We start from the raw sequence: 19,515 nt of genomic DNA on the forward strand, positions 1-19,515 counted from the left end.
ACTCGACGAAGCAGAACTAATCTCGATGATCTCGCTATTGATCTTTGCCGGTCATGAGACAACCTCGAATCTGATCGCTACGGGCACTTTGATGTTGCTGGATCATCCCGAGCAACTGGAGAAGCTAAAAGCCGACCTCAATCTGGTTCCTGCAGCCGTGGAAGAACTGCTGCGTTTCAATGGGCCCGCCACAATCGCGGGACCGCGTTTTGCCACTGAAGATATCGAACTCGCCGGACAGCAGATCAAAAAGGGAGATATGGTTATTCCCGTATTGAAATCAGCGAATCGGGATGAGCTCCAGTTTACGGATTCAGGGGATCTGGATATTACCCGCACAATCAAACGTCATCTCGCCTTTGGACATGGTATCCATATGTGTTTGGGAGCGCCGCTAGCCCGTGTGGAAGGAGACGTTGCGTTTTCCACCCTGCTGAGACGCATGCCCAACCTGCGGCTCAGCATCCCTCGGGAGAGCGTCACCTGGCACTTCACGCTGAGCTCACAGGGGTTAACCTCCCTGCCGGTCGCTTTTTAACGGAGGGAAAGAACTGCCTGTATCGCGCGAAGGGGGCAGACGTGATAGTATCTAAGTATAGATTTTCGAATGGACGAAAAACAGCAGCAAGAAATAGATCTAGGTATCATGATGCTAGGAGAATATGAGTTCGGAACGTCCGAAGAAGAATGAATGGAAATTACATTTGGGGAGCTTGACGTTTTGCTGCCTGGGCAAGTCGATTGGAAGAAGTTTAGTGCTGGTACGGAATTTGTAGTTCCGGCTAATGCGAGTTTTAAATTAAAAGTTTATGTCGTTACGGACTATTGCTGCTCTTATATGCAAATAGGGGCCAGCATGCCGGGGATGTTGGTGGAGCCAGGCGACAGGATAAAAAAAGAAGAGTATCTCTTTGTTACGGAAGCGATGAAGATGGAAGCGACCATTCAAGCTCCTTTTAATGGTATGGTTAAATAGATACATGTAAAGACCGGGTATTACAGAAGCTCTATCATTCTAAGTTATCCTAGATTAATACAACTTTTTGAGGTGAAGATTATGCAACTTACTGCAGTGAATAAGATGCCAACAGCTTTTTCAAGGACAAATCCATTTCAAGCGAAAGTTCACAAAAATGTTAATTTAAATGGAACTGGCTCCAGTAAAGAAACGAGGCATATCGAGTTATCGTTAAATAGCTCTGGCCTTTCCTATGTCCCAGGTGATGCCCTTGGCATTATCCCTCAAAATGATCCGGAACTAGTGGCTTCCCTTCTTGAGGAAATGGAGTGGGATGAAGAAACGCCAGTAACAATTAATAAGGAAGGCGATACTCTTCCACTGAAGGAAGCGCTAACCACCCGCTTTGAAATTACACTTCTGACGAAAAAGATTTTACAGCAGACAGTGGAATTAACAGAAAACGAAGAGTTGCGAAAGCTTTTGTTAGTTGAAAATGCAAACCAACTGAAAGAATATACCTACGGGCGCGATTTGCTTGATATGTTGCGCGATTTCGGTCCATGGAACGCTTCTGCTGAGAAAATTGTGTCTCTTTTAAGGAAGTTGACACCGCGTCTTTATTCTATTGCAAGCAGCATTGCCGCGAATCCTGAGGAAGTGCATCTCACCATCGGTGCTGTGCGCTACACGGCTCACGGACGCGAACGAAAAGGAGTTTGTTCTGTTTTGGTTGCTGAACGTCTTCAAGAAGGCGATACGCTTCCCGTATTTATTCAACCAAATAAACACTTTCATCTGCCAGAGTCCGGGGATAAAGACATTATTATGGTTGGCCCAGGGACAGGTATTGCACCATTCCGTTCCTTTATCCAGGAACGAGCAGTGACTAAAACAACAGGCAGATCGTGGCTATTTTTTGGAGACCAGCATGCAGCGTTGGATTTCCTTTATCAAGACGAGTTAGAGCAATATCAAAAAGATGGGATACTGACACGATTAGAGACTGCGTTCTCCCGTGATACGGAGCAAAAAGTATATGTGCAGCATAGAATGCTTGAGAACAGCAAAGAATTGTTCGGATGGCTAAAAAATGGAGCCTACTTCTACGTTTGTGGAGATAAGCAATACATGGCAAAAGACGTCCACAACGCGCTTATTAGCGTTATTGAAAAAGAAGGTACAATGACCCGTGAAGAAGCCGAAGCGTATCTAAATGAGATGCGGGAGCAAGGACGTTACCAACGTGATGTGTACTAAAATGAATAGGTGTTAGTGGCACCGTCGAATTAGTTTAATAAAGAGTGACTTTATTCTGCAATGAGCGGTTATAAGGAGTCACTCTTTTTTGAAAGCGGCTTTTTCTATTAAGAACGATATTCTTTATGTCTTTTTTTCATTGACTTTGTTAAATATCCGCCACGGAATGAGCGGATTTCATAGGATGCCATAAACGCTTTTGGAGCAATCTGATTTATAATGTCCAAAAATTCTGCTTCTCTTGAACGCTTTGCTACAACGTCCAAACGATAGCGAACAGAGTTAATTCCTTCTCCTTCAAATACTGTAACACCAAATCCCGCTTGTCTTAACGCGCTTACAAGCTCCTCGCACCGCTCCAGCAAACTAACGTTGTATGTAATGTAACCAATTGCCAGTTTCCTCTCAATATAGCCTCCTAAAAGAAGCCCTGCACTAAAACCGATTACATAAGCGAATATATTTAAGAAGTTTGATAAATCCTGAAACACAATTCCTAAGCTGACAATATAGATCGCCCCTTCTAGCAATCCTACTCCTGCAGCTGATCTCGTTTGGTTTTTGACTAATAGAATGGTTCGAATCGTTAAAACAGGCACATACACAATTTGCAGCAGAAAAATAAGCAATGCTTGTAACATTCGCAGCACCCTCTCTATATAGTTTGTTTTCCAGTTCCTAAATCTATCTTTCTATCATTTTTCCCCGGCAAACGGGAGCTATATTTAGTCACTATAGTACTGCATGTATAATTTGTAAAGCCGATTGCTTTAGGAGAAAAATAAGCATATGAAGAAGGCCTATTTGCAAATAGGCCTTCTTGTCATTTCATACAGCGTTACCTCAACTGCTTCTAGTATCTTTCCTTGTGTACAGATACAATCTCAGTCTCTTTTCAGCCTTATTTCAGTATAAACTTCGTCTTGCTGCTGCCATCCTTCTGCTTTGTTACCTCCAATGCAGCCGGCAACGTATTTTTCAGCTCCTGTACGTGTGAAATAACCCCGATCAGCCGTCCTGATTTTTGTAAATCAATTAACGTATCAATTGCTTTTGTTAAGGATTCTTCATCCAAAGAGCCAAAGCCTTCGTCAATAAACATCGTTTCAATAGAAATGCCGCCCTCATACGCTTGAATAATATCTGCCATACCGAGCGCAAGAGAAAGCGATGCATTAAATTTCTCTCCGCCTGACAGCGTTTTAACATCGCGTGTTTGTCCTGTATATGTGTCATATACATCAAGTCCGAGACCACTTTGACGATTTCGTTTTTCGACGCGCTCGCTTCGCTTCAAGAAAAATTGTCCGTTTGACAGTCTGCGCAATCGTTCGTTGGCCGCTTGTACAATTTGCTCCAAATATTCAATTAAAATGTAGCGTTCAAAAGAAACTCTGCTTTCATTGTCTCCTTTTACTACTTCATACAAGTCAACGAGCTCCTGATACACCGCTTCCTCTTCCCGTATTTGCCCATCGATTTTTGCAATGCTGGCTCTTAGTCTTTGAATTGTTTCCAGTATACCTTTCATGGACTGCCGCTGTTCCATCAGCTTTTTCACGAGATGCTGCATATCCTGAATATCAAGCATTAGTTCCTCGAGCTGCGTCCATTTCTTATCATGCAGTGCTTGTTGAAGCTCTTCAATTTGTTTTGAGAGCACTTCCATTGATGCATAATATGCTTGAATCGCTTGCTTTAAGGATAATCTTTGCTCTTCTGAAAGCTTCGCTGATTCATAAGCCTCTTGTTCAGCGAAGCCGGCATTTTGCAAACTGCTTTGGAATGTCTCGTATTTCTCCCGTTTTTGTACTTCAGCTTTTTCCCATTCTCTCTTCAGGGAGCTGCATTCAGCTTCTATACGTATATGTTCATTCGAGAAATACTCATGCTGCTCCCCAGCTTCTTTCCATGATTGCTCCAAGTGGCGAAGCTCGGCTTGCACTTTTGTCATATGCTGCTGCCATGCTACTAATGAAACAATAGCGTCAGGAAGCTTCTTTTGGTCATTTTCATACGAAATCCGCTGCTGCATTTCTTCCATTTGCAGGCTGTGAAGCTTTGCCTCTAGCTGCTGCTTTTGTTGCGTTTGTATTTCAACTTCCTTCTCTAAATCTTTCAATCTCGGCTGCAGTTCATTTCGCTTTACTTCACTTTCCTGTAAAGCTTTTACTTCCGTATCGAGCTGCTTGCCATTTTGAACAAGCTTTGTATACTCTTCTTCAAAGCGTGCTGTATCATATCCGCGCTCTATTGCTTCCTTTTCCGTTTCTTTACATTGCGCTTGATGAAAATGATACTTTTGCTCTGCACGGAAATAAGCTGTTTCTGTTTCCATTTTATGATTGCGCAAGTCGGTTATTTGCTTTTCATTCACATCTATTGTACGGGCTATTGCCTTGTTAGGATGCTCTGCACTTCCGCAAACCGGACATGGCATGCCGTCATGCAAATGCACCGCCAGCTGCCCTGCTTGTTCAGACAGCCACAATTGTTCCATTTTATTGTATTGCTCTTCCGCTTGTTGTTTGGCAGCCTTTGCTTGCAGCCACTCTTCTTCACTCTGCTGCAATTCTTGCAGCGCTTTCTTATACTGTACCAATACCTTTGCATCTTCACGCATATGGTGTAACTCATTTACCTTCGTTACATACTGACGCAAAGATTCCTCCAGCTTCTGGTAAACTTCTAAAAGCGACCTTTTTTCATGAAGAGAAGCTTGCAACTGCTGCTCCAGGGACTGCAGCTTGTTCTTTTCATCTGCAACATAACAGGTTGTTTCTGTTAATTGCTGCTTACGCAGTGCCAAGGTTTCCACAACAGGCTGTAAATCTTGCAATGCCTGTACCTTTCGCTTTGTCTCTTCCCGTACATATTCTCTCTCTTTTTCTTGTGTGAAACGTATTTTTGCTTGTTGATACTGCTCCTTAATTTGCTCTTTTTTTCTAGCAGCAGCAGCCAAGTCCCTCTCTGCCAGGTCTGCTGCTTTTACTGCTTCTTTATACCAATCTTCGAACGGAGTGAGCCGGTTTGCTTCCTCTGCAAGGCGCAAACGGTCTTCCTGCTCCTTCATTTGAGATTTTTGTTCTAAAAGAGCAGCATGCTCCTTTTCTTTTGCACGAAGCTGTTCAAACCGTTCGTTTACCGCTTGTGCCTGATGAAACAGCTCTTGCTTTTGGCTTAGCAATCGATGTTGTTCCGCTTCGTCGCGTTCAACAGACTTCATCTGCATTTCGTAATGATAAATCTCTTCCTCTAGCGCTTCCGTTACCTGATAGCTGTTCACTTGCTCTTGCTGCTTGAGCTTTTCTAACACACTATCTTCACGAATCGGCAATTGAAAAGCATTTCGGAAATAAATTTCCCGTTCCTTTTGCTTTTCCTGCAGTTTGTCTTTTAAACCTTTTCGTTTTTGATCCAATATATCACGAATGAGTTTATAACGGTCCGTTTTAAAAATACGGCGTAAAATTTCTTCCTTATTCTCCGTTTCGGACGTTAATAGCTTTCGAAACTCTCCTTGCGGCAGCATAACAATTTGACTGAACTGATGCTTTGTTAATCCGATAACATCTTCTACTTTTTTATTGATATCCGTAACGTGAAAACGATCAACACATGGAATATGCTGTTCATCTACTACCTCATAAAACTCAACAGAACCGCCCGTCGCAGTTTTATTTCCTTTTTTTCGATGTCCCATTTGCCGCATGATATGATATGTTTTTCCTTTAATTTGAAACGTTAAAGAAACACTAGTGTACACATCATCATCTGCAAAATGACTGCGAAGCATACTGGCGTCGTTTCGTTCTTCTCCGCTCGCTTCGCCGTATAAGGCATAGCAAATCGCGTCAAAAATGGTCGTCTTTCCTGCTCCTGTATTTCCGGAAATGGAAAATAACCTATGCTCCTGCAGTTCAGTAAAGTCAATCAGTTCTTGCTGCTTGTAGGGACCAAACGCAGTCATGGTCAGTTGAATCGGCTTCATTTCCGTTCTCCCTCCCTATCCTGCAGCTCTTTCAATACTTCCAAAAAGAGGCGCTCTTTTTCTTCAGAAAGGTCCTTACCCTTCATTTCTTTAAAAAATGCTTTCATAAGTGCCAGATCGTCCATTTTATGACGGGATACAGCTGTTTCGCCTTCTTCATTGATTGTTTGCCGCTGCATCACCCGCTCTACATGCATGGCATTTGGATATACAGAGCGTATTTTCTCCATCGGCTGCATCACCGGTGTTTCATCCAACAAACGCACAAATACATAATCGTCGCGGCGCGTGTGCCGGAGGATATCCTCTAGTCTTGCTTCAATGGTATACATATCGCGGCGCGGCGCTAATTCCCGTTTTTCAAGCTGCACATCTCCGGCACCGTCTAATTCGACAATATAGAAGCCCTTCTTATGCTTTTCTTCAGAAATGGAATATTTCATAGGCGAGCCGGAATAGCGTATTTTTTTATCCCGCACATAGTGACCTTGATGCAAATGACCAAGTGCCGTATAGTGAAACTGCGCAAAATAGTGACTGTTTACATATTCCGCCCCTCCGATGGAAAGAGGACGCTCTGCGTCGCTTGTATTCTCCTCGGCCTCTCCCATCGCTGTTACAAAGGCATGTCCAACGAAAACATGACGGACATTTGGATCTTTTGAAGCATGAATTTCATTCATGACAATACGCATTGCATCATCGTGACTGTGAATGTCTTCGTTCCCAACCACATGCCGCACAACGCCGGGATCGGCATACGGTATTAAATGAAAATGAACCTCTCCATACTCATCCGAAAGCTTCACTGGTTCATATGGATATTGAAATTGGCCGACGATATGGAGACCTTGCGATTTCATTAAATCGCTGCCGAAATGAACGCGATCCGGGCTGTCATGGTTCCCTGCAATCGCGAGCACCGGCGTTTGCAAATCAACGACAATTGTTTTTAACACGCGATTCAATAAATCAACCGCCTCAGTAGGCGGAATGGCACGATCGTATAAATCTCCTGCAATAATGACAGCATCCGGCTGCTCCTCTTGAATCGCTTCAATGAACCGATCCAATATGTACGCTTGCTCCTCCGTCATATATACGCCGTGAATGAGCTTTCCTAAATGCCAATCGGCAGTATGAAACAGCTTCATCTCTCTTCTCCCTTTCTTCTATTAATTTACGGAATGAAGGGAAATCAGCTGATAAAGCAAAACGGTTTGTTCATTTTCCCATGAAATTTTTTTCGGAACGGCTGTGCCCACTTTTTCTTTTTCTGTTTTATATAAAACAACTGCTTCGTTCAACGGGTATAGATGATACCCTTCTACTGTCAGCTCAAATAAATTGTTCTCTATATCTACGCGTACTTCTTTCTCCTCAGTCACAACGCTTGTATGCATTTCAAATTTCATATCGACCATCTCCCTTTTCAAGTCTCTTTTCTTTTAATAGTAAAGGGTTGGACATGGATTGACAAGAGTGAGGAAAGAGCTTCGTCTTTTTACGACTTCCGAAACAGGTCGAGAACAATAAGCCCTATGTTTTAAAACGTTAAAAATCGGACAACAGAAAGATCCACGGTCAACATCATATGTCATATGACTCAGATTATTGAAAGTAAACCTTATCTCTATCTCCATCAACACACCTTTTACAAACTTTTCGTTCAACAAAATTTTATATATTTAGGGAATACTACCCATATTGGAGGTGATAACATGGGACATAATCAGAATCCTTTTGTAAAAGGAAGAAATAGCGGCGGTTTCTCGAATCCAGGAGCAACCCAAAGTACAGCAAATGAAGCTGGGGCAGGAAGAGCACCAGCTAAACATGGTGACCTTCCTGCTTACGTAAACAGCGGTGCGAAGGAGAACCAACAATAACATACAACTATCGGAGGTCATAACATGGCACAAAATCAAAACCCTTCTGTAAAAGGAAGAAGAAGTGCAGCAGCTCCACAGGAAGATTACGCATTCGGACACACACTTAGAGCTGATAATCCCACTGATACTGGTGACGATAGCAGCAAACAGAAGAAAAGCAGACGCAATTGTGGCGGTCTGTAATTTTCCTACATATGTAGGAGCTGAAAAACATGAGATGAGCATTTTTAAAGGCAGGAGGTATGCTATACCTACTGAAGGTAGAGATGGATTGACATTTAGTAACGAAAGAGACGCTAGTAATGATAAAGGCATAGTCTACCCAGGTAGGTAAAGCGAAATTGAAAGGGGATTTTCATTCAATATAAGGATCACTGGATTGCTGTCTTTTTAGCTTTCCTATCCCAGTCATGGTGTACAGATGACCGTGGCTATCCAACAAAAAAGTGTGACCATACCCAAGTAAAAGCGTCCAATGATTAATCTTATTATCTTTACTCCTTTTAATACAGGTAAAATAGGGGTTGCTGAAATGGCAACTCCTATCTATAACTGATTAGTTTCCTCATTATTTTCTTGCACTAACCACTCCTCTGGCTTAACTCGTGCCGTAATCACCATCTCGTGTTAAATGCATATATCAAAAGGATATTTTAGTTTCTCTTACAGAAATCGATTTGTAGATCTATCCGATCCAGTTTTAATATCGAAAGATTATCACTTTTCAGTTTTCTTCACCATTTGCAGCAGAACCTCCCGAAGGCACCATCTTACATTTTTATAATTATTTTAGGATGAAAGTGTCTCCAATTGAACAGGTTGTTGGTTATCATACTTGATACACATCCTTTTTAGATTGGTAGTATCAGTATATCCAAGTTTGATAGATCTTTTGCACCATAACCTTTCACATATGCGGATTACATAATGTTTATTGACATACTTCGACAGCTATTTTAGTATTTTTCATGTTGGAAAATGTTTCAACTGATATTTTAAAAGAAAGGAATTTAGATTTATGAAAAACATTCTCGCTAGTATTGCAGCAGTGTCTGTCGTAGGAACTGTTGTTCAAACAGCGCAAGCAGCCCCTGATCAATTGCAAGTGGTTCCTGATCAAGCGCAAGCGGCCCCTGCGACAACAGCACAACACAAGATCCAGAAAACCGCAAATAAGTATACGGTAAATGCAGACGCTCTCCGTGTTCGTACAGGCCCTAATACATCTAGTACGATTCTTGGACTCGTAACGCAAGGTCAACCTCTACAAGTAGTAGGGGAAGTAAACGGCTGGTACAAAATTCAATATAATAACAAGGATGCTTACGTTAGCAAAGATTACGTTACACCAGGTCAGGTAGTAGTGGACGCAGTAACTCTGCGTGTCCATACAGGTCCAAGCACATCACACTCCACTTTAGGGCTTGTAGGTCAAGGGCAAATTTTGCAAGTGACAGGAGAAACTGACGGTTGGTATAAAATTCAATATAACGATAAAGATGCCTATGTCAGCAAAGCTTATGTGACAACTAATGGAACAGCTGTGAAAGTAGCAAAAGCAACGGTACAGGCAAACGGAAAGTATATAGTGAATGTACCTTCTCTGCGCGTTCGTACAGGCCCTAGTACGTCCCATCCTATTTTAAGTGCATTGGATAAAGGGCAAGTTGTACATGTAGTAGGGGAAGTACAAGATTGGTATAAAATACAATTCAATGGGCAAGTCGCTTACATAAGTAAAGATTACGTATCCCCAGGAACAGATGAAACTTCTGTGCCTGCGCAATCTAAATTGACAGAATCTGTCCAACAAGATGGAACATACATCGTAGATGCTGCGGTTCTTCGTGTCCGCACGGGTTCGGCCTCCTACTACCCTGTTATCGGAGGCATATTGAAAGGACAAGCGTTGCAGGTAACAGATGTTGAAAACGGCTGGTACAAAATCAAATACAACGGTCGTACAGGATTTGTAAGTGGTAAGCTTGTAAAATTTGTTAAAGGAGCCTCTGTTCAACAGCAATCAGCTCAACAAGAAAAAACTCAACAGCCTGTTCAACAGCAATCAGCTCAACAAGAAAAAACTCAGCATCCTGTTCAACAGCAATCAGCTCAACAAGAAAAAACCCAGCATCCTGTTCAACAGCAATCAGCTCAGCAAGAAAAAACTCAGCAGCCTGTTCAACAGCAATCAACTCAGCAAGAAAAAACTCAACAGCCTGTTCAACAGCAATCAGCTCAGCAAGAAAAAACTCAACAACCGGCTCAACATCAACAAACCCAGCAGCCTGCTCAAGATTATTATGTTAAGCCAAGCTCTCTAAATGTCAGAAGCGGGGCAGGTATGAATTACGGGGTAACTGGAGTTATTCAATCCGGTCAGAAGGTGCAAGTGGTTGGACAACAAGCTGGTTGGTATGAAATTAACTATAACGGACAAACTGGATTTGTGGGTAAGAGCCACTTATCCCAAACACCTGTAACACAAGTTGAATCAGCTCAAACAAGTCAGGCAGCGCAACCTGCGCAACCTGCTAAACCGGCTCAACCTGCTCAAACAGCTCAGCCTGCTAAACCAGCTCAGCCTACTCAAACAGCTCAGCCTGCTAAACCGGCTCAACCTACTAAGCCGGCTCAGCCTGCTTCTAACGCAGCGGCGTTAATTGAGTATGCGAAATCATTAAAAGGTGTTCCATATGTATGGGGCGGGACAACACCAAGCGGCTTTGACTGCAGCGGCTTTATCTATCATGTGTACAGTAAATTCGGCTACTCCTTCGGTCGCGCAAGCGTTGCCGATTATTGGGACAGCTTTACCAAAACATCAAATCCTCAGCCTGGTGATTTGATTTACTTCCAAAACACATATAAGCCGGGGGCTTCTCATATGGGTGTATACCTTGGAAACGGTACATTCGTTGAAGCAGGAGATAGCGGTGTTGCAATTGCCTCTCTTAGCAACTCGTATTGGAACAGCCACTTCTTAGGGTATACAAAGCCTTATTAATATAATAAAAGCTTTATAAAATACTAGAATTTATTTCACTCAACAATTCTATATGTGATACTAATGCGTCTTGCTGTTAAGCAAGGCGCATTTTTCTGGTTCTGGTGCAAATATGTCATTATATAAGTCCACTTTGTTATTCCGACATATCTGTCGTTTGCCACGTAGAACAAATGGGAAACTGTGCTCGCTCCCTCTCTCTCTCCCTGCATGGGCCACGAAAAGGGTTTGACCGCTTCTACGCTTAGTCAGATGATCTCTCCTCACTATAAAAAGTCGGTTTTTTTATTCACTTGTATATAGATGGCAACGGTATGACAAAATGTTTTACTTCAACACCAAAATAATAACAGGACGGTATAACCGTCCCGTTAAAGCTATTGTATTTATTCTCCACCCTCAGTGTCTGAACCCGCCTAATTTCTGCTCAGCCATTGCAACAAGGCGCTTTGTAATTTCTCCACCTACAGAACCATTAGCGCGAGATGTTGTTTCCGGTCCAAGTTGAACACCAAACTCTTGTGCAATTTCCCACTTCATTTGGTCAAGTGCTGTTTCTGCACCTGAGATAAGCGCTTGATTGCGACTTCCTCTGTTCTTTTCCATATTGATCCACCTCCTATTTTCCTATAGATTTTCCTAAAGATGAAAAATTACTACAATTCTAACTAGGTAATTTATGGTACTTTTTTCTCTCACAGCAATCGATTTGTAAACCTATTTGATTCAATCATAATATCAAAACAGTTAGACTTCTCAATTACATAAACAGAAAAGACTTGCTCTTATTTTTCTCTCGATTTTCTTGTTAGCCCACTCCATGTCTGTTACTACATGCTAAGTATTTTATCAATTCCTTATCTGCCTCTTGGCTATTAACCCTTATGTTTCCTGATTTTAGTAAATAGTGTTTAGAAATGTATACGAATTCTTTTGAACGGTAAGTTATCGAAATCGCCAAATAATTATTTGGTGATTCAGAATAATGCGTTATAATACAAAATAATCTATATACGAAAATGTTTTATAACACTATGAAAATTTCCTACCTCTTTTTTAGTTAGAAATCTGGTTACGCAAAATTTTATAAGCCATCATTAATTCTGATGATTAAAATCTAAGAACATAGCTTAAGGAATAAAGGAGTGCTAACTCACAGTGCAATACAAAAACTATTTTCCTGAAAATATAAAATCAGCATTGGCAAATGATCCTCCTGGATCTTGGATGCCCTCTCTCCCTACTGGATGTATACGTTTAAGTGCAGGATACCCAGCACCTAACCTCGTACCAACCAATCAAATTAAATCTGCAGTAGATCAAATGATTCAAGAAGAACAGGATTTGCCTTTCCATTACTTAGGAAGCCCTCGCATCAATATTCTAAAGCACCAAATACAACATCGATTGGTCCAGCGGAGTATTCAGTCTGAGGAACAGGAACTTTTGATTACTTCAGGAGCGAGTCAGGCTATTGATTTAATAGCTCGTACTTTACTTGATCAACAGGCAGTAGTTGCCGTTGAAGCTCCAACCTATATGGAGGCTTTAGAAATTTTCCGAAACTATACAAAGCAAATTATTAGTATACCGATGGATGAGTTTGGGATACAAACAAACGTTTTAGAAGCAGTGTTAACAGAAAGAAAGCGCGCTGGTTTGACTAATCCATGTTTGCTCTACACCATTCCATCGTTTCATAACCCGACAGGAAGTACAATGACGACTGATCGCCGCCAGCACTTGTTAGCTCTTGCTACAAAATTTGATTTTTTACTTATTGAAGATGATGCATACGGAGAATTGTCATTTTCAGAAAGTCCATTCCCCCTTAAAACTTATGATGTAACGGATCGAGTTCTATACGTTGGTTCATTGTCTAAGGTCGTGGCTCCAGGTATGCGCATTGGTTGGATTTTAGGTCCAAAGATGTTACTATCTGCGATTTCATGGTTTAAAAAAGATTTAGATCACCCGTTTGCTCACGCAACCATGTCAGTATACATACAAAACATCGAGTTTGAAGAACGACTTGATATCTTAAGAGATTCTTACAGGGTTAGAAGAGATGCAATGATACAGGCTCTCAAACAGTATATGCCCAAATGGGTCACTTGGCATGTTCCAAATGGTGGTTTTTTTGTGTGGTTACATGTGGAAAATATAGATACAGCTGCATTACTAAAACAGGCCTTAGAAAAAGGTGTTTCATATATTCCAGGAAAACACTTTTTTGTGAATCCAACAGATGGACTTCATTTTCTTCGTCTTTCGTTCAGCTTCGCAGAACTAGAAGAAATAATTGCAGGAGTTCAGAAGCTAGGGAACCTTTTAAGGGCCATTCAATAACATGCTAATTCACTTTGAAAATACTTGGATCTAAATCAACTGTATAAGTACTAATACTTCCCAGATTAGGTTTTTCTTTTATACTTTCCTCATAGACTGCTTTTAAAGCAACGTCAATAGGACTCATTTTCATCTCCCCTTTCACCTTACACTTCGACATCTTGAAAGGGCTTTCATGCTTTGACGTCGAAATATACCAGAGAAAGGGGATGGTTAATTATGACTATGCAATCTGTAATCTCTTCAAAGCTAATTGCAGTTGGGTATAATACTAGTTCCATGATATTACGTATTCAATTCAAAAACGGTACATATGATTATTACGATGTACCAGAGCATATTTACACCGGATTAATGAATGCAGCCTCACACAGTAGATACCATTCAAACTTCATTAAAAATTCCTATCGCTACACTAGAATTCATTAATCTTAATTAAAATAATAGCTGGAATAGTAACAGTACACGTTACTTCTCCGGCTATTATCCTTAATACGGAACCACTATCAGAAATGGATTTTTTCGTGATAATTACTCACCCTAATTGCTAAAGATTAAAATTCTTTTTCTATTGTCCCAGTGCTAATCGTGACAAAACTGAATTCCCCATCATTAGAGACTATTAGATCATTAGCCTGACTTAGGTTAGCACTCATATTTCCTGAGTTTGTATCAACGGATATAAACTCCATATATACTTCAGCATCATGATTCAGAACTTGTTGTAGTTTCGTAATTAACTCGTAAACCTTCATGCCCATTCCTCTTTTCTTCAGTGATAGCTTCTCCTTATAGGATATCCAAACTATACCAAAAGAAAAACTTCCCACAGGGATACAAAGGGGAAAACCATTGTAGCAAGAAAGTATAAAAAAATGGAGGTTTCCGTACCCCTTTCAATTTAGAATGATTTCTGAACTGGAAGAGATGCAGAAGCTTCTCCCTTGAATGAATGCTGCACGTTTTACCATCACAATATCGCGCTATACCGAATCATATATAGATGGCAACGTATGACAAAATTCTTTACTTTAAACGCCTAAATAATAAAAGGACGGCATAACCGTCCTTTTAAAGCTGTTTTTGTTTTTTTATTTTTAGTGTCTGAATCCACCTAATTGTTGCTCAGCCATTGCAACAAGACGCTTTGTTATTTCTCCACCCACAGAACCATTGGCACGAGCTGTTGCTTCTGGTCCAAGTTGCACACCAAACTCTTGTGCGATTTCCCACTTCATTTGGTCAAGTGCTGTTTTTGTACCTGAGATAAGCGCTTGATTACGACTTCCACTTTTATTTGCCATATAGATTCACCTCCTATTTTCCTATAGATTTTCCTAAAGATAAAAAATTACTACAATTCTAAATAGGTAATTTATGGTATTTCAATTTAGGTTATTGAAGTTTCAATATCATCTTTATCATTTTTTAGCTTTCTTCACTATTTGTACCAAAACTGAATAATGATAAACGGCTTGGTTAATGGTAAAATTTACAATGAGGTGTGAAAGAAAGATTCCAAGAGAGAACATGCATTTTTCACAGGAAAAATAAAGGAGTGAGAGGTTTGAAAAGGCGTATTTGTATTGTAGGCAGTGGTACAGCAGGGCTGCACCTGGCTTATGCTCTTAAGGAAGAATTTGATGTAACAGTTATTCATCATCGCTCAGTAGATCAGATCAGAAACGGACGAATCATGTCTACTCAGGTTCACTTTGGAGCAACAAGAAGGCGTGAAAATCGCTTTGCTATGCCAAAATGGGATGAACAAGCTCTTATTGAAAGCATTCATATTAGCATTGGAAATCAAAAGCTATTTACAGGAATGTTGAAAGAACCGGCATTGTCCGTTGATCAACGTTTATATTTCTCACACTGCATAGAGGATCTCGCAGAGAAAGGGGTCTCTTTCCGTTTAAAAAAGGTAGTTAAAGAGAATATAGAAACATTAACAGATGAGTTTGATTTAGTCATTGATTGTACTGGAAAATCAGGACCTCTTATGCCATTTCCTATTGAAGAAGAGCTCTCTCCTTTCCAAACACCGCAGAGAAAATGTATTGTTGGTTACTTTTTAGGTATAAAACCAAATACTCCTCAAGGAATAGGCGTAACGGTTCTTCCTGAATTAGGTGAAATGTTTGAAATACCTGCCATAACAGAACATGGTCCTGTTACTATCTTGTTCATTATGGCGATCCCAAACAGAAACTTAGACGTATTTCAAGGGATAAAAACAGCAGAAGAGTTTACCCTCAAAATGAGAACCGCTACACAAAAATTTTTCCCTGAAATTCACAAACGAATAGCGGAAGAAAAGTTTTCTTTATGTGACGAACATGGCTTTCTTCAAACTGCTATTATACCGGCTATTCGAAAACCATATCTTACCGTTAAAAATAAGTTAGTAGTTGGATGCGGGGATAGCGTGTTTCTAAATGATCCTATTACCGGCCAAGGTTGTAATCTGTCTTCTTATTGTGCAGAAAAATTGTATGAAACTCTTATTGAATTCAAGGATTCAACATGGAATACACAGGTAGGAGAATCTTATTGGAATCGAACGAAGCAGTTTGTAAAAGAGGTAACCGAATGGACAAATGCCATGACCTTGCCATTACCTGAACATGTGATTCAATTGTTACTTCAGGGTGCAAAGGACCAAGCAAAAGCGGATGAAATTGCCGAATGGTTTGCTGATCCAAGAACAGCGTATCAAGATTTCTCGTCTGCAACAACAATCTAGAAAGTATAGCGAGAATTCTATATAGCATAAAAAATCTAGCAAACTTGGCCATGCTGATACTATGACGGATTGTCTTATAAGTACAGGATAATTCTTTAATTACTTATAATCTTCGTTATAAGCATTCAATGTATCTAGAAGCCGATAAGAACCCCCTTCAGTTTTAAATTGAAGGGGGTTCTTATCGGCAGTCAATATATCTATAAATCAAAAAAGCCCCTCCAAATTGTTTGTTAGAAGACTGTTCATTCATATAACCTATTTTTGAATTATCTGTTTCAATTAAAAGATTGACCTTTTCACATCCAATTTCCCTAAATCTATTTTCAAGTTCATTAATGTATATTCTATTCATAGTTAGTTAACGATGGAATTTGTTATTCTTTTATGGTAGATGATTTACTTTTCCACCTCTTCTGTATGATAGCAATCAATAGCAGCAATATCGGAATGAACGTCATAATGCATGTTCCATAAAAAGGGAGAATCGTTCTGATGAATTTGACCAGTTCCTCCATATTAGGAGCTACCCATATACTGAATAAAGCCACAAGAAAACCGAGTGGAAATATAAGGGGGCGGTAATCAGATAGATGTAACCATTGAGCCGTTCCTAGAACAAGTACATAATAGAACACTGAAAGTTTGATGAACACCCCTGTCACCCAAATAACTATCACGACTGACTCAAAATTTTCAAAAAAAGTAGCAACACTAATGTATCGGAAAACAAGAAACACTGGATATGTATAATCGCTTGCTAATTCTCCAAGCAAAAAAATGCTAATAATATCGAGATACACCATGATTAACATACTGAAAACCACCGCTATCATACTCCATTTCATCCCTTTTTCACGATCGGTCAAAAAAGGAAGCAGCATAGAAATCAGAAAAACTTCACCGAACCAAACCATGGCTCCGGTTGCTCCCATGATTGGAGGCATGATCCCATGTTCCATAATCGGAAACATATTTTCTGGTTTGAATTGAGGTATGAGCAGTACAAATAGCAGCAGTGGAAGTATCAAGAGTGGGACAAATATTTGAGCGGATCTTCCCAACACTTCCACACCGCCTCGTATAGCGAAAGCACAAAGAAGAATCATACTTCCCACAACTACAATCATAGGAGTTTTAGGGAGAAAGGTAGCAATAATGAAACCAGCATATTGCTGACTTATTGTTCCTGATAAATACAGAAAATAGAACAATATGACAAATCCAAGTATTTTTCCTAGAATCCGACCCATAATATGCTGACTGTATTGGATGATGGTCTCCTTTGGATACATTTTATGTAATTGATGCACAATAAACGCTGTAAAAAATCCGTTGAGAGACGCTAAAATTGGTGAAATCCACATATCACGATGCGCAAACGTACCCGTGACAATTGGAACATTAAGAATAGCGGTTGATATTATCGGTGGCACGATTAAAAATGCCATCTGGAATGCAGAAATTTTCCCTTTTTCGATCATCCTTGTTTACCTCATTCAACTTTTCTTTTATTCTCCCCACGAAATGTTTAAATCTACAAAATATGGAACAGTCCCGCCTAATACAAAAATTGCAATTAAATTTGTAACCATCATGGTCAGTACAATAGCCACAACAGAAATCATGCTCCATTTCTGTCTCTTTTCTGGATCTTTTAAAAAAGGAAGAAAAAAAGACATATAAAAAAGATCATTAAACCATGCCTGAACAGCAATCGCCCCTTGTATAGACGGTAAAATCCCCTTCCCCATGATAGGAAGTATGTTATGGAATTCCATTGAAGAGATGAGATTTTCCCTTTCTCAATCATTCCCTTTGCTCCTTCCTTTTGTTCATATTCCATGATCCTACTTTTTCTCAAGTATCTTACCAAGCGGTTTAAAAATCTTCTCAATCATCTGCGTAGGACCTGGCATGTCTGGAAAGAACAGAAGGAGGATGGCAAGCAGCCATCCCATTGCTGTTAAGGTCACAAAGGCAGCTTTCTCCTTTTTCTGATTTCGATCCATTTTTGGCCATTCATACAAAACGATAAGAACCACACATACTGTTATTCCTGCTACTGTTATCCATTTCATTTCTTTTCTACCTCTTTTTCCTTCAAACCCGCCGGTGTGGTAGACAAACCAGGTCGGCGTATACGCGTTTTAATATCTATTTTCACATCCACCTGCGGAAGGGCCTCATCCCAATGATCTTTGACTTTCTCCCATTCTTTCGGGTATTTGCGGTGAAACGCATCTGCGAAACCGAACGCGTCCAAATTCATCCCTTTCTTCACTTGTGTAAGAGACAGGTTAATGCGCTGTTTGATGTCTTTTTCTAAGTCTTTTTCTAGCTTCTTCGTAATGTTGGGACTCATAACGTCAAGATGGGTTCCATTTTGCACAATCGTACCTTCCGATGTGATCTTCGCCAGGATCTTCCACTTTCCATTCTCGATGGTAGGGAGGAGCTTTGTCGTTTGCCGAATGGGGTCTAGCGATATGGATTCCCCTTTTTTCGGTTGTACTGTAACCGCAGTCACTTGGACTTCATTTCGTAACCACAACAGTCCTCTGGTTACCTTGGTATCAATTTGACCGACCATTTTATCTTTCTTAAAAATAGCTGTCCCGACTATATAGGCAATCGTTGCTTCTTGTTTGTTTCCCGGCATTGGCGGTAATTTTTTAATCAAAGGCAGGAGAGCCGTCCCTGCATCACCCGTTACCATCTGTTCAAAATCTTTCACTGTAATATTCACACCAATACGCATCTCAGATAACTTTCGGAGCGCTTCTCCCACGTATCGCTCTAAAGGTGGCTTTAATTCTAGAATATTGGCTGCTTTCCCATCACTGACAAACAAATGAGCACGTTCCCGAGGTTCTGGGTGGCGAAGTAAAAAGTCAATTTGCTCATGAATGTCTCCTGCTTTAGCGAGCTTTTTACCGAAAATATACGTTTTACAGTGCCCCCAGAAGATTTTGCGTGGAAATTTTGTCTGGAGCTTTGATGCAGCATCTGCCATATTTTCTCCAATCGCCGATCTCACCAAGACCTGAGGGCCTCCTCCTCCTCCGCCTCCCCCCGCTCCCGTCTGCCCGCCGCTCACAGCCCGAGGAATCAAAATTTGAACGGTAAGCCTGATGTTTTTCCCTTTTTCTTTGTCAATGGCAGCCCCTAACACCAGCGCTGTATCATTCACTTCCCTTCTGTCCCAGCAACCGGTAAGCAGGAAACTAGCTGAAAACAAGAGAAGAATGAGGAACGGTTTTATGATGTTTTGAGATAGAAAGAGATTCATTCTTGTTCACATCCTTCTCA

The 19,515-nt window shown here is 40.6% G+C and carries 21 protein-coding genes and 1 pseudogene; 10 read left to right on the forward strand and 12 right to left on the reverse strand.

All coding sequences use genetic code 11. The annotated features are described in order from the left end of the window. From H540_RS29520 to H540_RS29530, 3 genes are all read left to right on the forward strand, one after another. A partial coding sequence (locus H540_RS29520) for a cytochrome P450 (protein ID WP_034670839.1) occupies nt 1-538 on the forward strand: 538 nt, incomplete at its 5' end. A gap of 153 nt (nt 539-691) precedes the next feature. After that, nucleotides 692-976, forward strand: coding sequence for a pyrimidine/purine nucleoside phosphorylase (locus H540_RS31405; RefSeq protein WP_051317069.1), 285 nt, complete (start codon nt 692-694; stop codon nt 974-976). Nucleotides 977-1,057: 81 nt separating this feature from the next. Beyond that, nucleotides 1,058-2,218, forward strand: coding sequence for a sulfite reductase subunit alpha (locus H540_RS29530; RefSeq protein ID WP_051317070.1), 1,161 nt, complete (start codon nt 1,058-1,060; stop codon nt 2,216-2,218). A 107-nt stretch (nt 2,219-2,325) separates the two neighbouring features. Here the strand turns inward: H540_RS29530 and H540_RS0110975 are convergent, their stop codons facing one another. From H540_RS0110975 to H540_RS0110990, 4 genes are all read right to left on the reverse strand, one after another. Next, on the reverse strand, nt 2,326-2,859 hold the full coding sequence (locus tag H540_RS0110975) for a DUF2179 domain-containing protein (RefSeq protein ID WP_028400687.1): 534 nt from the start codon (nt 2,857-2,859) through the stop codon (nt 2,326-2,328). Nucleotides 2,860-3,119: 260 nt separating this feature from the next. Then, nucleotides 3,120-6,209: an AAA family ATPase gene (locus H540_RS0110980; RefSeq protein WP_028400688.1), complete on the reverse strand. Its 3,090-nt coding sequence runs from the start codon at nt 6,207-6,209 to the stop codon at nt 3,120-3,122. Continuing rightward, on the reverse strand, nt 6,206-7,363 hold the full coding sequence (locus tag H540_RS0110985) for an exonuclease SbcCD subunit D (protein WP_028400689.1): 1,158 nt from the start codon (nt 7,361-7,363) through the stop codon (nt 6,206-6,208). The genes H540_RS0110980 and H540_RS0110985 overlap by 4 nt, the downstream gene beginning before the upstream one ends. Before the next feature lie 21 nt (nt 7,364-7,384). Continuing rightward, a complete protein-coding gene (locus H540_RS0110990; RefSeq protein ID WP_028400690.1) occupies nt 7,385-7,624 on the reverse strand; it encodes a DUF2584 family protein in 240 nt (79 codons plus the stop codon). A gap of 306 nt (nt 7,625-7,930) precedes the next feature. On the opposite strand from H540_RS0110990, the gene H540_RS33135 reads away from it, so the two are divergent. From H540_RS33135 to H540_RS0111005, 4 genes and pseudogenes are all read left to right on the forward strand, one after another. Further along, a complete protein-coding gene (locus H540_RS33135; RefSeq protein WP_155891006.1) occupies nt 7,931-8,098 on the forward strand; it encodes a hypothetical protein in 168 nt (55 codons plus the stop codon). A gap of 24 nt (nt 8,099-8,122) precedes the next feature. After that, entirely contained in the window at nt 8,123-8,284 is a 162-nt protein-coding gene (locus H540_RS33140) for a hypothetical protein (RefSeq protein WP_155891007.1), read from the forward strand. A 165-nt stretch (nt 8,285-8,449) separates the two neighbouring features. Further along, nucleotides 8,450-8,584 (forward strand): annotated as a pseudogene (locus H540_RS33145) (DUF2278 family protein); the annotation flags it as partial. A 535-nt stretch (nt 8,585-9,119) separates the two neighbouring features. After that, on the forward strand, nt 9,120-11,108 hold the full coding sequence (locus tag H540_RS0111005; RefSeq protein ID WP_028400692.1) for a C40 family peptidase: 1,989 nt from the start codon (nt 9,120-9,122) through the stop codon (nt 11,106-11,108). A 399-nt stretch (nt 11,109-11,507) separates the two neighbouring features. Here H540_RS0111005 and H540_RS0111010 read toward each other — a convergent pair whose 3' ends face one another. Next, nucleotides 11,508-11,714 (reverse strand): alpha/beta-type small acid-soluble spore protein, encoded by a 207-nt coding sequence (locus tag H540_RS0111010; RefSeq protein WP_028400693.1) that lies wholly within the window; start codon nt 11,712-11,714, stop codon nt 11,508-11,510. Between the two features lie 552 nt (nt 11,715-12,266). Here H540_RS0111010 and H540_RS0111015 point away from each other — a divergent pair. Beyond that, nucleotides 12,267-13,457 carry an aminotransferase-like domain-containing protein gene (locus H540_RS0111015; RefSeq protein WP_028400694.1) on the forward strand — a complete coding sequence of 397 codons (1,191 nt, stop codon included), beginning with the start codon at nt 12,267-12,269 and terminating at the stop codon, nt 13,455-13,457. A gap of 4 nt (nt 13,458-13,461) precedes the next feature. Here the strand turns inward: H540_RS0111015 and H540_RS35165 are convergent, their stop codons facing one another. Further along, nucleotides 13,462-13,584 carry a hypothetical protein gene (locus H540_RS35165; protein WP_281172487.1) on the reverse strand — a complete coding sequence of 41 codons (123 nt, stop codon included), beginning with the start codon at nt 13,582-13,584 and terminating at the stop codon, nt 13,462-13,464. A gap of 92 nt (nt 13,585-13,676) precedes the next feature. Between H540_RS35165 and H540_RS32055 the strand changes: the two genes are divergently transcribed. Then, the gene (locus tag H540_RS32055) at nt 13,677-13,886 is read left to right on the forward strand and encodes a KTSC domain-containing protein (RefSeq protein ID WP_081415102.1); all 210 of its coding nucleotides are present in this window, start codon (nt 13,677-13,679) and stop codon (nt 13,884-13,886) included. A 125-nt stretch (nt 13,887-14,011) separates the two neighbouring features. Here H540_RS32055 and H540_RS0111025 read toward each other — a convergent pair whose 3' ends face one another. Beyond that, nucleotides 14,012-14,212, reverse strand: a complete 201-nt coding sequence (locus H540_RS0111025) for a hypothetical protein (RefSeq protein WP_028400695.1) — start codon at nt 14,210-14,212, stop codon at nt 14,012-14,014. A 342-nt stretch (nt 14,213-14,554) separates the two neighbouring features. Next, nucleotides 14,555-14,761, reverse strand: coding sequence for an alpha/beta-type small acid-soluble spore protein (locus tag H540_RS0111030; RefSeq protein ID WP_028400696.1), 207 nt, complete (start codon nt 14,759-14,761; stop codon nt 14,555-14,557). Between the two features lie 254 nt (nt 14,762-15,015). On the opposite strand from H540_RS0111030, the gene H540_RS0111035 reads away from it, so the two are divergent. After that, a complete protein-coding gene (locus H540_RS0111035) occupies nt 15,016-16,203 on the forward strand; it encodes a styrene monooxygenase/indole monooxygenase family protein (protein WP_245592224.1) in 1,188 nt (395 codons plus the stop codon). 377 nt (nt 16,204-16,580) lie between these two features. On the opposite strand, the gene H540_RS0111040 is transcribed toward H540_RS0111035, so the two are convergent. The 4 genes from H540_RS0111040 to H540_RS0111055 form a co-directional block, all read right to left on the reverse strand. Next, entirely contained in the window at nt 16,581-17,687 is a 1,107-nt protein-coding gene (locus tag H540_RS0111040; protein WP_028400698.1) for a GerAB/ArcD/ProY family transporter, read from the reverse strand. A 27-nt stretch (nt 17,688-17,714) separates the two neighbouring features. Next, entirely contained in the window at nt 17,715-17,984 is a 270-nt protein-coding gene (locus tag H540_RS0111045) for a GerAB/ArcD/ProY family transporter (protein ID WP_028400699.1), read from the reverse strand. 69 nt (nt 17,985-18,053) lie between these two features. Next, entirely contained in the window at nt 18,054-18,284 is a 231-nt protein-coding gene (locus H540_RS0111050) for a hypothetical protein (RefSeq protein WP_028400700.1), read from the reverse strand. Continuing rightward, nucleotides 18,281-19,495: a Ger(x)C family spore germination protein gene (locus H540_RS0111055; protein WP_028400701.1), complete on the reverse strand. Its 1,215-nt coding sequence runs from the start codon at nt 19,493-19,495 to the stop codon at nt 18,281-18,283. The genes H540_RS0111050 and H540_RS0111055 overlap by 4 nt, the downstream gene beginning before the upstream one ends. Nucleotides 19,496-19,515: the final 20 nt, after the last annotated feature.

The sequence above is a fragment of the Ectobacillus panaciterrae DSM 19096 genome (genome assembly GCF_000430785.1).
Classification (GTDB): Bacteria; Bacillota; Bacilli; order Bacillales; family Bacillaceae_G; genus Ectobacillus; species Ectobacillus panaciterrae.